This is a genomic window from Streptomyces sp. NPDC002156, from assembly GCF_053593675.1.
The window spans coordinates 1-14,382 of the sequence record NZ_JBSFDA010000220.1 but is presented as its reverse complement, the minus strand read 5'-3'; the positions used below and the strand labels follow the sequence as shown (position 1 = coordinate 14,382).

12 protein-coding genes are annotated in these 14,382 nt (G+C 69.4%); 10 read left to right on the top strand and 2 right to left on the bottom strand.

Annotation, left to right across the window (positions count from 1 at the left end; all coding sequences use genetic code 11):
• From ACWCRB_RS44785 to ACWCRB_RS44775, 3 genes are all read left to right on the top strand, one after another.
• Positions 1-807, top strand: an 807-nt coding sequence (locus ACWCRB_RS44785; protein WP_451001566.1) for a CoA transferase, incomplete at its 5' end; no start/stop codon positions are given.
• Positions 808-859: 52 nt separating this feature from the next.
• Positions 860-1,414 (top strand): beta-class carbonic anhydrase, encoded by a 555-nt coding sequence (locus ACWCRB_RS44780; RefSeq protein ID WP_451001565.1) that lies wholly within the window; start codon positions 860-862, stop codon positions 1,412-1,414.
• A gap of 48 nt (positions 1,415-1,462) precedes the next feature.
• Positions 1,463-2,266, top strand: a complete 804-nt coding sequence (locus tag ACWCRB_RS44775) for an acyl-CoA dehydrogenase family protein (protein ID WP_451001564.1) — start codon at positions 1,463-1,465, stop codon at positions 2,264-2,266.
• Positions 2,267-2,314: 48 nt separating this feature from the next.
• On the opposite strand, the gene ACWCRB_RS44770 is transcribed toward ACWCRB_RS44775, so the two are convergent.
• The gene (locus tag ACWCRB_RS44770; protein ID WP_451001563.1) at positions 2,315-2,998 is read right to left on the bottom strand and encodes a GntR family transcriptional regulator; all 684 of its coding nucleotides are present in this window, start codon (positions 2,996-2,998) and stop codon (positions 2,315-2,317) included.
• Positions 2,999-3,260: 262 nt separating this feature from the next.
• Here ACWCRB_RS44770 and ACWCRB_RS44765 point away from each other — a divergent pair, with 262 nt between their 5' ends.
• Genes ACWCRB_RS44765 through ACWCRB_RS44745 form a run of 5 tightly spaced genes read left to right on the top strand, consistent with a single transcriptional unit; the run spans position 3,261 to position 9,372 of the window.
• Positions 3,261-3,737: a formate dehydrogenase subunit gamma gene (locus ACWCRB_RS44765; RefSeq protein ID WP_451001562.1), complete on the top strand. Its 477-nt coding sequence runs from the start codon at positions 3,261-3,263 to the stop codon at positions 3,735-3,737.
• Complete coding sequence (locus tag ACWCRB_RS44760) at positions 3,737-5,356, top strand: formate dehydrogenase beta subunit (protein ID WP_451001561.1); 1,620 nt, start codon at positions 3,737-3,739, stop codon at positions 5,354-5,356. The genes ACWCRB_RS44765 and ACWCRB_RS44760 overlap by 1 nt, the downstream gene beginning before the upstream one ends.
• Positions 5,353-8,181 carry a formate dehydrogenase subunit alpha gene (gene fdhF / locus ACWCRB_RS44755; RefSeq protein WP_451001560.1) on the top strand — a complete coding sequence of 943 codons (2,829 nt, stop codon included), beginning with the start codon at positions 5,353-5,355 and terminating at the stop codon, positions 8,179-8,181. Before ACWCRB_RS44760 ends, fdhF begins: the two co-directional genes overlap by 4 nt.
• A gap of 1 nt (position 8,182) precedes the next feature.
• Entirely contained in the window at positions 8,183-8,395 is a 213-nt protein-coding gene (locus tag ACWCRB_RS44750) for a formate dehydrogenase subunit delta (protein WP_030615085.1), read from the top strand.
• 41 nt (positions 8,396-8,436) lie between these two features.
• Positions 8,437-9,372, top strand: coding sequence for a LysR family transcriptional regulator (locus ACWCRB_RS44745; RefSeq protein ID WP_369037713.1), 936 nt, complete (start codon positions 8,437-8,439; stop codon positions 9,370-9,372).
• 9 nt (positions 9,373-9,381) lie between these two features.
• Here ACWCRB_RS44745 and ACWCRB_RS44740 read toward each other — a convergent pair whose 3' ends face one another.
• Positions 9,382-10,956, bottom strand: coding sequence for a FadD7 family fatty acid--CoA ligase (locus tag ACWCRB_RS44740; protein WP_451001559.1), 1,575 nt, complete (start codon positions 10,954-10,956; stop codon positions 9,382-9,384).
• A gap of 256 nt (positions 10,957-11,212) precedes the next feature.
• On the opposite strand from ACWCRB_RS44740, the gene oxc reads away from it, so the two are divergent.
• Entirely contained in the window at positions 11,213-12,973 is a 1,761-nt protein-coding gene (gene oxc, locus ACWCRB_RS44735) for an oxalyl-CoA decarboxylase (protein WP_451001558.1), read from the top strand.
• A 65-nt stretch (positions 12,974-13,038) separates the two neighbouring features.
• Positions 13,039-14,295: a formyl-CoA transferase gene (gene frc / locus ACWCRB_RS44730; RefSeq protein WP_451001557.1), complete on the top strand. Its 1,257-nt coding sequence runs from the start codon at positions 13,039-13,041 to the stop codon at positions 14,293-14,295.
• Positions 14,296-14,382 lie beyond the last annotated feature (87 nt).

The window sequence follows — 14,382 nt, the reverse complement described above, 5'->3', positions numbered from 1 at the left end:
CAGGCGATGGGCGGGTCCATGGCGACCACCGGGTTCCCGGACGGTCCGCCGATGGCGACCGGCGCGCAGATCGGGGACTCCGGGACCGGCATCCACGCGGTGGCCGGCATCCTGGCCGCGCTGTTCCAGCGGGAGTCGACGGGGCGGGGGCAGCGGGTGAACGTCGCGATGCAGCACGCGGTGCTGAACCTGTGCCGGGTCAAGCTGCGCGACCAGCAACGCCTGGCGCACGGGCCGTTGCCGGAGTATCCGAACGAGGACTTCGGTAACGAGGTGCCGCGTTCGGGGAACGCGTCGGGGGGCGGGCAGCCCGGGTGGGCCGTCCGGTGCGCGCCGGGCGGGCCGAACGACTACGTGTACGTCATCGTGCAGCCGCCGGGCTGGAAACCCCTCGCCGAGTTGATCGGCCGTCCCGAACTCGCCGACGACCCCGAGTGGGCCACCCCCGAAGCCCGGTTGCCGAAGTTGGCGAAGATGTTCCAGCTGATCGAGGAATGGACGTCGACGCTGCCGAAGTGGGAGGTCCTGGAGCGGCTGAACGCATACAGCATTCCGTGTGGGCCGATCCTGTCCACGAAGGAGATCATCGAGGACGCCTCGCTCGCCGCGAACGACATGATCGTCACGGTCGGGCATCCCGAGCGCGGTGAGTTCACCACCGTCGGCAATCCCCTCAAACTCTCCGACTCCCCCACCCGCATCACCACCCCGCCCCTCCTCGGACAGCACACCGAAGAAATCCTCATCGGCGAACTCGGCCTGGAAGCAGACGAGTTGCCGATGCTCAAGGCACAGGGCGTGATCTGACCGACGGCGGCCGACGTCGCCTCCGCTCCGTCCCGAGTGAGGTAGTCCAGCCATGTCCACACACGCACCCCGTTTCGCCACCGAGACGGTCACAGACCGGCTCGTGGAGTCCAACCGTGCCTACGCCGCCGGATTCACCGACCCAGGGATGGACGCCCGCCCGGTACTCCGGGTCGCCGTCGTGGCCTGTATGGACGCCCGTATCGACCTCCACGCCGCCCTCGGCCTGGAGCTGGGCGACTGCCACACCATCCGGAACGCGGGCGGCGTCGTCACCGACGACACGATCCGGTCCCTGACGATCAGTCAGCGGGCCCTCGGTACCCGCAGTGTCGTACTCATCCACCACACCGGCTGCGGTCTCCAGACCCTGACCGAGGACTTCCGGCACGAACTGGAGCTGGAGGTCGGCCAGCGTCCGGCCTGGGCGGTGGAGGCCTTCCGGGACGTCGACCAGGACGTACGCCAGTCGATGCAGCGCGTGCGCACCAATCCGTTTCTGCCGCACACGGACGACGTCCGGGGCTTCGTCTTCGACGTGGCGACCGGGCTGCTGCGGGAGACGGACCCACGACCTGATGCCGTGCGCGATCAATCCGAAGTCTGAAGAAGTCAGAAGTCTGAAAAAGCAGAAGAAGTCTGAAGGGGGCACCCCGTGTCGTACCGCACCGCTCTCGCAGAAGTCCTGCGCCGTGCCGTCGCGCCTTGCGCCGAACTGACCGGCATGGAGGGCAGGTTCCCCCGTGGGGCGGTAACGGCCTTCGGGGCCACCGGGCTGCTGGGGCTCACCGTCTCCACCGAGTTCGGCGGCGCCGGACTGGGGCTGACGGAAGCCGCCGAGGTGGTGGCCCGGGCGGCCCGGGTCTGCCCGGCGACGGCGGCCGTACTCCGGTCGCACTACACGGCGGTCGCCGTCATCGAGTCGTACGGCAGCCCCTGGGTGCGCGGTGAGATCGCCGCCGGACGTCATCTCAGCAGCCTCGCCCTCGTGGAGGACGTCACCGGTTGCGGGCAGGAGACGGAGGCCCAACTGCTCATGGCGCGCGGCACGGCCGTTCGTTCCGGTGGGGTGGTCGCCCTGCGTGGGCGTAAGCACGGGGTCGTCGCGGCGGGGGAGGCCGACAGTTACGTCTGGTCCTCCCGGCCGCTCGGTACGCCCGACGGTCTGAGCCTCTGGGGGGTTCCGGCGCACGCCCCGGACCTGTTCGTGCCGGCCCGGCCCGGCGCGACGGGGCCGCCGGGCAGCTCGACGTCCACGGTGTTCGCCGACCCGGTGCTGGTGCCCGCCGAGGCGAGGCTCGGTGCGGACGGCGGCGGGCTCGACATCGTGCTGGGTACGGTCCTGCCGTGGCTGCGCGAACTGGAGGCCGCCGCTGCCGCCGGGCGGGCGCACCACCACCACCCGCCCGTCGGAGCCCGGACCGCCGATTTCCTCACGCCGTCCTCGATCAGGGCATGAACTCCGTCCTGCGGACGGCCCGTTCACGTGCTCCTGGGAATGTCAGTCCTAGCTGGCCCCGGCCGCGATCTGCTTGCGATAGAACTCGGCCGTGCGTTCCGTGTGCTTGCGCATGATCTCGCCCGCGCGGTCCGCGTCGCCCTTGGCGATGGCCTTGATGAGCTGCGTGTGCTCGTTCCAGGCCTCCTTGCCGCGGGGCTTGGCGATGGGGGTGTAGTACCAGCGCACCTTCTGGCCCACCTGCGACAGCATCTCGGCCAGTACGTCGTTGGCGGCCACGGACGTGACGTACGCGTGCAGGGCCGAGTTGGCCGCGACCAGGCGCTCGACGTCACCGACGGCGAGTGCCTCGACGCCCTCGTTCTGAAGCTCGCAGAGCTGCTCGACGTCCTCGGGCTTCGCGTTGCGCGCGGCGAGTTGGGCCGAGTAGGTCTCCAGCACCGAGCGGACGCCGAGGAGTTGGGCGGCCTCCTCCTCGGTGGGGGAGTGGACGAAGGCACCCTGTGCGGGCCGCAGGTCGACCCAGCCGGCGGTCTGGAGCCGCTGCAGGGCCTCGCGGACCGGCTGCCGGCTGACGCCGAGATGCTCGGCGAGTTCGGCCTCGACCAGGTGCTGGCCCGGCTTGAGGGTGCCGCTGACGATCAGTTCGGTCAGGGCGTCGTACACGGCCTGGCGCAGCGGTGCCGGGCGGGTGACGCGCCGGGACGCTGCGGCCGTGAGTGCCTCGCGCATGGTTGTCCCGTTCCGCCGCCGGGCCGACGGCATTGCCAAGAGGTGGTTGTCGCAAGAGGTGGTCGTCGAGAGAGGTGCCGACGACGGATTCAGCCTACAGGTTTTGGTATGCAACATGGCGTGGGCCGTCGATCATGAGCCGCGTTCAGTCGATCGTGTGAAACGCGTTCGACTGTCGTCTGTATACAGAAGCCTGTATGGGGTATCGTCTGAGTCTCCTGCACCCCTCGCCGGGGACCGCGTTTCGGAAGGCGGAGCGATCATGACGACCAGCGGGAGCGATGAGACGGTCGAGAGCGTGGTCAGGAGGGTGGTGGCCGATCACCGGGGCTGGCGCGGCGCGCTGCTGCCCGTACTGCACGCGGTCCAGGCCGAGTTGGGTCATGTGCCGCAGGAGGCGATACCGGTGCTCGCGGACGCGCTCAACCTCTCCCGGGCGGACGTCCACGGAGTGGTGACCTTCTACCACGATTTCCGGAGCGAGCCGACGGGCCGCACCACGGTACGCATCTGCCGCGCCGAGGCCTGCCAGGCCCTGGGCGCCGACCGCCTCGTGAACCACGCGCGCGAGACCGGCCTGACCCTGGGGGAGACATCGGCTGACGGCTCGGTGACCGTCGAGCAGGTTTTCTGCCTGGGCAACTGCGCACTGGGACCGTCGGTCGAGGCGAACGGACGGCTGTACGGACGAGTGGGCCCGGCCCGACTCGGCTCCCTCCTCAACGGGACGGTCTCCTGATGAACAACTCCTCCCACTCCTCCGGCCCTTCCCACTCCACGGCGACGGTCTACGTCCCCCGCGACTCGGCGGCCAGGTCCGTCGGCGCGGACGAGGTGGCCGCCGCCCTCCAACGCGCCGCCACGCGTGGGGACTTCGCCATCGACGTCGTACGCAACGGATCTCGCGGCATGCTCTGGCTGGAGCCGATGGTCGAGGTCGTGACCCCGCAGGGCCGCGTCGGCTACGGCCCGGTCGCCGCCGAGGACGTGGACGCACTGCTGGCCGCCGGCCTGCTGGACGGCGCGGACCACCCACTCCGCCTCGGCCTCGTGGACGAACTGCCCTGGCTGGCCCGCCAGAACCGCGTCACCTTCGCCAGAGTCGGCGTGACCGACCCCCTGTCGACACAGGACTACGTCGACCACGGCGGCCTCGCGGGACTGCGCGCCGCCCTGGACATGGCGCCCGCCGACGTGGTCGCCGAGGTCACCGAATCCGGACTGCGCGGTCGCGGCGGCGCCGGATTCCCGGCCGGTATCAAGTGGAAGACGGTGCTGGACTGCGCCGACGAGCTGAAGTTCGTCTGCTGCAACGCCGACGAGGGCGACAGCGGGACCTTCGCCGACCGGATGGTCATGGAGGGCGACCCGTTCCTGCTCATCGAGGGCATGACCATCGCCGCGCACGCGGTCGGCGCGAGCGAAGGGTACGTCTACATCCGCTCCGAGTACCCGGACGCGATCGCCACGATGCGCGAGGCGATCGAACTCGCCCGCGAGCAGGGCTGGTTGGGCAAGGACATCCTCGGCTCCGCACTCGACTTCGACCTGCACGTCCGCGTCGGGGCCGGCGCGTACATCTGCGGCGAGGAGACCTCCATGCTGGAAAGCCTGGAGGGCAAGCGGGGCATGGTCCGTGCGAAGCCGCCGATCCCGGCGATCGAGGGCCTGTTCGGCAAGCCGACCGTGGTCAACAACGTCCTCACCCTGACCACCGTCCCGGTCGTCCTCGCCGACGGCGCGAAGGCCTACCAGGACCTCGGAGTCGGCCGCTCGCGCGGTACTCAGGTGTTCCAGCTCGGCGGCAACATCGCGCGCGGCGGCATCGTGGAGACCGCCTTCGGCATCACCCTGCGCGAACTGATCGAGGACTACGGCGGCGGGACGCACACCGGGCGTCCGATCCGCACGGTGCAGGTCGGCGGACCGCTCGGGGCGTATCTGCCCGAGTCGCTGTTCGATCTGCCCATGGACTACGAGGCGTTCGCCGAGGCCGGCGCGATGCTCGGGCACGGCGGGATCGTCGTCTTCGACGACAGCGTCGACATGGCCGCGCAGGCCCGCTTCGCGATGGAGTTCTGCGCCGAGGAGTCCTGCGGCAAGTGCACACCGTGCAGGGTCGGTTCGGTGCGCGGCGTCGAGGTGATCGACAAGATCGTCGCCGGTACGCACCAGGACGAGAACCTCGCCCTGCTCGAAGACCTCTGCGACCTGATGACCGACGGCTCGCTGTGCGCGATGGGCGGGTTGACCCCGATGCCCGTCCGCAGCGCGCTCACCCACTTCCCCGACGACTTCCTCGACGGTCGCCGGCTCCTGGAGATCCACCCCGTACGAGCGACGGAGGGCACGGCATGAGCCTGCTCAAGGAACCCGACTTCGGCACCCCCGAACGGCCCGGCCCGGCAACGGTGTCGGTGGAGATCGACGGTCTGCCGGTCACCGTCCCGGAGGGCACCTCCGTGATGCGCGCGGCAGCCCAAGCAGGCTTGGAAATACCCAAGTTGTGCGCCACCGACAGCCTGGAGGCCTTCGGCTCCTGCCGGTTGTGCGTGGTCGAGATCGAAGGCCGGCGCGGCACCCCGGCCTCCTGTACCACACCGTGCGCCGACGGGATGAAGGTCAGCACCCAGACGCCGAAGGTGGAGAAGCTCCGCCAGGGCATCATGGAGCTGTACATCTCCGACCATCCCCTCGACTGCCTCACCTGCCCGGCCAACGGCGACTGCGAACTCCAGGACATGGCAGGCGTGGTGGGCCTCAGGCAGGTCCGGTACGGCTACGAGGGCGCCAACCATCTCGAAGCCGAGAAGGACACCTCCAACCCCTACTTCGACTTCGACCCGTCCAAGTGCATCGCCTGCTCCCGCTGCGTACGGGCCTGCGGCGAGGTGCAGGGCACCTTCGCGCTCACCATCGAGGGGCGCGGCTTCGACTCAAAGGTCTCGCCGGGGGCGGGGGAGTCCTTCATGGACTCCGAGTGCGTCTCCTGCGGCGCCTGCGTCCAGGCCTGCCCGACATCGACGCTCCAGGAACGCTCGGTCGTCGAACTCGGCATGCCGACAAGGTCAGTTGTGACCACGTGCGCCTACTGCGGCGTCGGCTGCTCCTTCAAGGCCGAGCTGCGCGGCGACGAACTCGTCCGCATGGTGCCCCACAAGGACGGCGGCGCCAACGAGGGTCACTCGTGCGTCAAGGGCCGCTTCGCCTTCGGCTACGCCACCCACCCCGACCGCGTCCTCAAGCCCATGGTGCGGGAGCGGATCACCGACCCCTGGCGCGAGGTCGAGTGGGACGAGGCGATCGGCACCGTCGCCCGGCGCATGCGCGAACTCCAGGACCGGTACGGAACCAGCTCGGTCGGCGCCATCACCTCCTCGCGCTGCACCAACGAAGAGGTGTACGTCGTACAGAAGATGGTGCGCGCCGCCTTCGGCAACAACAACGTCGACACCTGCGCCCGCGTCTGCCACTCCCCGACGGGATACGGACTCAAGCAGACCTTCGGTGAGTCGGCGGGCACCCAGGACTTCCGTTCCGTGGCCGAGGCCGACGTCATCATGGTGATCGGCGCCAACCCCACTGACGGACACCCGGTGTTCGCGTCCCGGATGAAGCGACGGCTGCGCGAGGGCGCCAAGTTGATCGTCGTCGACCCGCGCCGCATCGACCTCGTACGCTCACCGCACGTCGAGGCCGAGCACCACCTCCAGCTCAGGCCGAGCACCAACGTCGCCGTCGTGAACGCCATGGCGCACGTGGTGGTCGTCGAGAGCCTGGTCGACCGGGCCTTCGTGGACGCGAGGTGCGAAGGGTTCGACGAGTGGGCGGAGTTCGTCGCCCGTCCGGAGAACAGCCCTGAGGCGGTCGAGGAGATCACAGGCGTACCGGCCGCCGAACTGCGGGCAGCGGCACGGCTGTACGCGACCGCCCCCAACGGCGCCATCTACTACGGCCTCGGGGTCACCGAGCACAGCCAGGGCTCGACCATGGTCATGGGAATGGCCAACCTCGCGATGGCATGCGGCAACATCGGCCGCGACGGCGTCGGCGTGAACCCGCTGCGCGGCCAGAACAACGTCCAAGGCTCCTGCGACATGGGCTCGTTCCCGCACGAACTCCCCGGCTACCGCCACGTGTCGGACGACGCGGTACGCACCGTCTTCGAGAACCTCTGGGGCGGAACTCTCCTCGCCGAGCCGGGACTTCGCATCCCCAACATGTTCGACGCGGCGATCGACGGCACCTTCCGGGGCCTGTTCGTCCACGGTGAGGACATCGCCCAGTCGGACCCCAACCTCAAGCACGTCACCGCGGCCCTCGAAGCGATGGAACTGGTCGTCGTACAGGACCTGTTCCTCAACGAGACGGCCAAGTTCGCGCACGTCTTCCTGCCCGGCGCGTCGTTCCTGGAGAAGGACGGCACGTTCACCAACGCCGAACGCCGGATCAACCGGGTGCGCGCGGTGATGAAACCGAAGACGGGCAAGCACGAGTGGCAGATCGTCAGCGAGATCGCCACCGCGATGGGTTATGAGATGTCGTACGACCATCCGCGCGCGATCATGGATGAAATCGCCTCCGTCACACCGACGTTCACCGGCGTCTCCTTCGACCTCCTCGACAAGCTCGGCAGCGTCCAGTGGCCGTGCAACGAGGAGGCGCCGGAGGGCACGCCCATCATGCACGTGGACGAATTCGTGCGCGGCAAGGGCAAGTTCGTGGTCACCTCCTACGTACCGACCAACGAACGCAGCACCCGCCGCTTCCCGTTGGTCCTCACCACGGGACGCATCCTCAGCCAGTACAACGTCGGCGCGCAGACCCGCCGTACCGGCAATGTCGCCTGGCACCCCGAGGACATCCTCGAACTGCACCCCCACGACGCCGAGGACCGTGGCATCAAGGACGGCGACATGGTCACCCTCGCCAGCCGCGTCGGGCGGACGACACTGCGCGCGGAGATCTCCGACCGGATGCCCACCGGGGTCGTCTACACCACCTTCCACCACCCCGTGACCGGCGCCAACGTGGTGACGACGGAGAACTCCGACTGGGCGACCAACTGCCCGGAGTACAAGGTGACCGCCGTCCAGGTCGGCCTCGCCCGCCCGGGCGAGGCCGCTGAAGCGGAACCGACGGCGGAACCGGTGGCGGACGACCTGATCATGGTGGTGGACTGAGATGACAGCGACCGTGCCGTCGGAGCGCAGGATGGCGAACGACATCGCCGCGAACCTCGGACACCTGCCGGGGGAGCGGGCCGCCGAGGAGATCGCGGGGCACATCGGCAGGTTCTGGGACCCACGCATGCGTACCAGGCTGTACGAGTTCGTCGACGCCGGAGCGGACGGCCTGGACCCCTTGGTGGTGGCCGCCGTGAAGCTCCTGCGCTGACCCGTAGGCTGGGGCGGCCCCCGGACGGAGAGGAGTCGTTCATGCTGTTCCGGCAGCTGGAGTACTTCGTGGCGGTGGCGCGGGAACGGCATTTCGCCCGCGCGGCGGAGTCCTGCTACGTGTCCCAGCCGGCGCTCTCGGCGGCGATCGCCAAGCTGGAGCGGGAGTTGAACGTCACGCTCATCAACCGCGGGCACAACTACCAGGGCCTCACCCCGGAAGGCGAACGGCTCGTCGTCTGGGCCAAGCGCATCCTCGCCGAACAGGACGCGTTCAAGGCCGAGGTGGCCGCCGTACAGTCCGGCATCACGGGCACGCTGCGACTCGGGACGGACCCCACGGCGTCCACGACCCTCGCGCTGCCCGTCGCCGCCTTCTGCGCGGCGCACCCGCTGGCCAAGGTTCAGGTGCGGTCCCGGCTGTCGACCAAGGAACTCCACCGCCAGCTACGGGACTTCGAGCTGGACGTGGCGATCGCCCACTTCGATCCGGGCGACCAGGAGGGCCTGCAGGTCGTCCCCCTCTACCAGGAGCGGTACATGCTGCTGGTCTCGGACGACCAACTCGTCGCCCAGTCCGCCACCGTGACCTGGGCGGACGCGGCCCAGCTGCCGCTCGCGCTGCTGACACCGGACATGCGGATCCGGCAGATCGTAGACACCGTGTTCGCGGAGAAGGGGTTCGTGGTGACCCCGCAGGTCGAGACGGACTCCATCGCCTCCCTCTACGCCCATGTGGGCGGCGGCGGTTGGGCGAGCATCGTGCCGCACACCTGGCTGCGCGCCATGCCGGTCGTCGGCCGGACGAGAGCCCTGCCCCTGGTCGACCCGGAGGCCGGCGCCCAGGTCTCGGTGGCGATCCACGCGGCCACCCCCGGCTCGGTCGCCGCCCGCGCGTTCGTCAACGCAGCCACGGGCCTGTCCCTGGACGACTTCTTCGCCCGCCCGCTGCCGACGGCCGAACCCCGCGTGCGCTGAACCTCGCCGTCAGGGCGCGTACCGGGCCTGTACCGCCTTCCGGTCCAGTCCCCCCTTGGCGGTGTACGGCAGGGCTGCGACCAGCTCGATCCGGTCCGGCACCTCGAACACGGCCAGCCGGTCACGGCAGTACCGCAGGATCTCGGCGGGCCCGACGCTCTCACCCTCGCGCACCACCACGACGGCACCGACCCGCTGTCCGTACACGGGATCTGGTACGGCGAACACGGCAGCCTCGGCGACTCCCGGGCACCCGGCGAGGATGTCCTCGACATGCTCGGGCGCGATCTTCTCCCCGCCCCGGTTGATGAGGTTCGTGATCCGCCCGGTCAGCGACAGATTCCCGTCCTCGTCCAGCGCACCCAGATCACCGGTGCGGAGCCACCCGTCGACAAAGGTGTACGCCGTTCCGTCCCGGTCGGCGAGATAGCCACGGGCGACGGTGGGCCCGTGCACCCACACCTCGCCCTCGACGCCCACCGGACACACCCGCCCGCTCCGGTCGACGACCCGCACCTCGACCCCGGTCGGCCGTCCGACCGACCCCTGCTTCAACTCCCCCCGTTGCGGCAGCGGTTCACTGGTCGCCTGGTGCGAGGACTCGGTCATCCCGTACGCCGACAGCAGCGGCGCGCCGAACGTCCGCTCCAGCGCGCGTTGCGTCGCCGTGTTGAGGGGCGCGCTGCAACTCCGTACGAACTTCAGGGGAGGTGCCTGCGACCCCGGGTACTCGCGCTCCGAACGGTCGAGCAGGATCTCGTGGATGGCCGGTACCGCGGTGAACCAAGTGGCGTTCACCGCCCGCATGTCGTCCCAGAACGTGCCCGCCGAGAACCGTCCCCGCTCGGGCAGCAGTACGCAGCCCCCGCTGGCCAGGGACGCCAGCAGCGCCGCGAAGAGTCCGTGGCCGTGGAAGAACGGCATCACCGCGACCGTCGCGTCGACCGGGCCCAACTCGTAGGTGGTGCACACGCCTTGGACCGACGCGGCCACGTTGGCATGGGTCAGCGGGACCATCTTGGCTCGGTCGGTGGTCCCCGCGGTGAACAGGACGATGGCGTCATGGTCCGACAACTCGCTTGCCGTGACAGGTGCTTCGGGGGCGGCTCTGGTGTCGAGCGTGACCCCCGCAGTGCCCGCCCGGGAGACCTCCACCCGCAGGGGCCAGACGGGGACCGGCAGCGCGACCCCGTTCACCGGCGGCTCGACAAGCACCGCCCGCGCTCCCAACGCCACTAGTCGGGCGGAGAGTTGGGAGCTGGGCAACGCCGGATCCAGCGGAGCGACCACCACACCCGCCCGCGCCGCACCGAGCAACGCAACGACGAACTCAGCGGTGTTGGCGCAGATCAGCCCCACCGCGTCACCGCTCCCCAGCCCTGTACGGACGAGCCGTGTCGCCACGTCGTCAGCCAGCGCGGCGAGCCCCCGGTAGGACAGGTGCACCCGGTCGCCGGAGACCACGAGGGCCCGGGCGTACGGGCGTTCACGTACCTGCCGGTCAAGGAGATCGGCGAGGCCCGTGACCGTCGGAGGTCGGTACCGGTCGGCGTCGCGCACGGATGCCGCGGCCGGAACGGCCATGACCCCACCCCCTCACGCCAGATCTGATGAAGCAGTCCTCTGCGAGCCTGCGGTGACCCGGGGGCGGCGTCCAATACGCGCTGGTGAACGGCCGATAGCAGCTGTCTATCAAGGGAGTTGGCGACCCCTCCACCAGCGGTCGATAGACGCTGTTTATCGGCTGGTCGCCGATGGGTCTTGGACGCGGACGGACGCGCTGCGGATGGTGAGAGAAGTAGCCGCTCCGGCAGGACCTGCCCAAGGAGGACCTCGGACCATGACCGCCCCCTCGCCCCTGGAGACTGCGGCAGCAGCCGACGTTCCGGCCGACGTCCCGACCGAACTCACCGATGGGTACCACCTGGTCGTCGACGCCCTCAAGATGAACGACGTCGACACCATCTACGGAGTGGTCGGCATCCCGATCACCGACCTGGCCCGTCTCGCCCAGGCCCAGGGCATCCGCTACATCGGCTTCCGGCACGAGAGCAACGCCGGACACGCGGCGGCCGCCGCCGGCTACCTCACCAAGAAGCCCGGCGTGGCGCTGACCGTGTCGGCCCCCGGCTTCCTCAACGGCCTGGTCGCGCTGGCGAACGCGACCACCAACTGCTTCCCGATGGTGCAGATCTCCGGTTCCAGCGAGCGCCACCTCGTCGACCTCAAGCAGGGCGACTACGAGGAGATGGACCAACTCGCCGCCGCGCAGCCCTTCGTGAAGGCCGCCTACCGGGTGAGCCGCGTGGAGGACATCGGCCGGGGCATCGCCCGCGCGCTGCGCACCGCGATCTCCGGACGTCCCGGCGGCGTCTACCTCGACATCCCCGCCGCCGTGCTCGGCTCCATCATGCCCGCCGAGGAGGGCGCGAAGACGCTGAGCCGCCTGGTCGACCCCGCGCCGCGCCAACTCCCGGCGCCCGAGGCCGTGGACCGGGCGATCGAGCTGCTGGCCTCCGCCGAACGCCCGTTGGTGGTGCTCGGCAAGGGCGCCGCCTACGCCCAAGCCGACGCCAAGGTGCGGGAGTTCATCGAGTCGACGGGCATCCCGTACGTACCGATGTCGATGGCCAAGGGTCTGCTGCCCGACGACCACCCGCAGTCGGCGGCCACCGCGCGTTCCCTCGCGCTGAAGAAGGCCGACGTCGTGATGCTGATCGGCGCCCGCCTCAACTGGCTGCTGGGGCACGGCCAGACGGGGTGGAACCCCGACGCCAAGTTCGTCCAGATCGACATCGACCCCAAGGAGATCGACAGCAACCAGCCCATCGCGGCCCCGCTCGTCGGCGACATCGAGTCGGTCCTCGACGCCCTCGCCGAACGCACCAAGCCCGGCCAGATCGCGGCCCCTTCGGCCTGGCGCGAGGAACTGAGGGCGCGCTCGGCGCAGAACGTCGCCAAGATGGCCAAGCGGCTGGAGGCCGACCCGCACCCCATGCAGTTCATGGGCGCCCTGAAGGCCGTACGCGATGTCGTGCGCGCGCGCCCGGAGACGTACATCGTCAACGAGGGCGCCAACGCCCTGGACATCGCACGCAACGTCATCGACATGCACGTACCGCGCCACCGCCTCGACAGCGGCACCTGGGGCGTCATGGGCATCGGTATGGGATATGCCATCGCCGCCGCCGTCGAGAGCGGCGCACCGGTCGTCGCCGTCGAGGGCGACAGCGCCTTCGGGTTCAGCGGCATCGAGATCGAGACGGTCTGCCGCTACAACCTGCCCGTCGTCACCGTGATCATGAACAACGGCGGGGTCTACCGGGGCGACGACACCAACCCGTACGACGACGCACCCTCGCCGACGACCCTCATGGGCGCGGCCCGTCACGACCTGCTGATCGAGGCGTTCGGCGGCAAGGGCTACCGCGCGACCACGCCCGCCGAGGTCACCGCCGCCCTCACCGAGGCCCTCGCCTCCGGCGGCCCGGTGCTCATCGACTGCGTGATCGACCCCTCGGCCGGCACCGAGAGCGGCCACATCTCGCACCTCAACCCCAAGGGCATCACCGTCGGCAACATCACGCCGGCGAAGAAGTGACCCCTGACCCTTCAGTTCCTCGAACTCCCGTTCCGTACACGTACGTTCACGAAAAGGAAGCAGACATGAGTGAAAAGCCGCTCGCCGGAATCAAGGTGATCGACTTCACCGGGGTCCAAGCCGGCCCCGCCTGCACACAGTTGCTCGCCTGGTTCGGCGCCGACGTTCTGAAGGTGGAGCGCCCGGGCGGCGGCGACGTCACCCGGAAGCAGCTGCGGGACATCGAGGACCTCGACGCGCTGTACTTCACGATGCTCAACAGCAACAAGCGCTCCCTCGCCATCAACACCAAGACCCCCGAAGGCCTTGAGGTGTTGGAGAAGCTCATCACCGACGCCGACGTCCTGGTGGAGAACTTCGCCCCGGGCGCCCTGGACCGGATGGGCCTGACCTGGGAGCGCATCCAGGAACTCAACCCACGGCTGATCTTCGGCTCGGTCAAGGGCTTCAACGACGACTCCTCCTGGAACGACCTCAAGGTCTACGAGAACGTCGCCCAGTGCGCGGGCGGCGCCGCCTCCACCACCGGCTTCTGGGACGGCCCGCCGACCATCTCCGGCGGCGCCCTCGGCGACACCAACACCGGGATGCACCTGGCGATCGGCATCCTCACCGCGATCATCGACCGCAACAAGACGGGCAAGGGGCAGAAGGTCTCCGTCTCCATGCAGGACGCCGTGCTCAACCTCTGCCGCGTCAAGCTGCGCGACCAGCAGCGCCTGGAACGGGTCGGCTATCTGGAGGAGTACCCGCAGTACCCCAACGGCGAGTTCACCGACGTCGTACCGCGCGGCGGCAACGCGGGCGGCGGTGGCCAGCCCGGCTGGGTGCTCAAGTGCAAGGGCTGGGAGACCGACCCGAACGCGTACATCTACTTCACCGTCCAGGAACAGAACTGGAAGCGCACCGCCGAAGTGATCGGCCGCCCCGAGTGGGCCGAGGACCCGGCGTACGCCACCGCGCGCGCCCGTCAGTCGCACATCTTCGAGATCTTCGAGGAGATCGAGAAGTGGCTCGCGGACAAGACCAAGTACGAGGCGGTCAACATCCTGCGCGAGTGGGAGGTGCCCTGCGCCCCGGTCATGAGCATGAAGGAGCTGGCCTACGACGAGGACCTGCGCAAGAGCGGCACGGTCGTCGAGGTCGAGCAGAAGGGCCGCGGCACCTATCTGACCGTGGGCAGCCCGGTGAAGTTCTCCTCCTTCAAGCCGGACATCGCCGGTGCCCCGCTGCTGGGCGAGCACAGCTCCGAGGTGCTGGTCGAACTGGGCTACGACGAGGAGACCATCGGCCGGCTGAAGGAGAGCGGGGTCATCGTCTAGATCGTCCGGTGGGCGGATGACGTGGAAGCGGGGGAGGGGGAGGGGGGCCCGCGCCGGAGACAAGAGAGGGGGCGCCCCCGAAGGTGG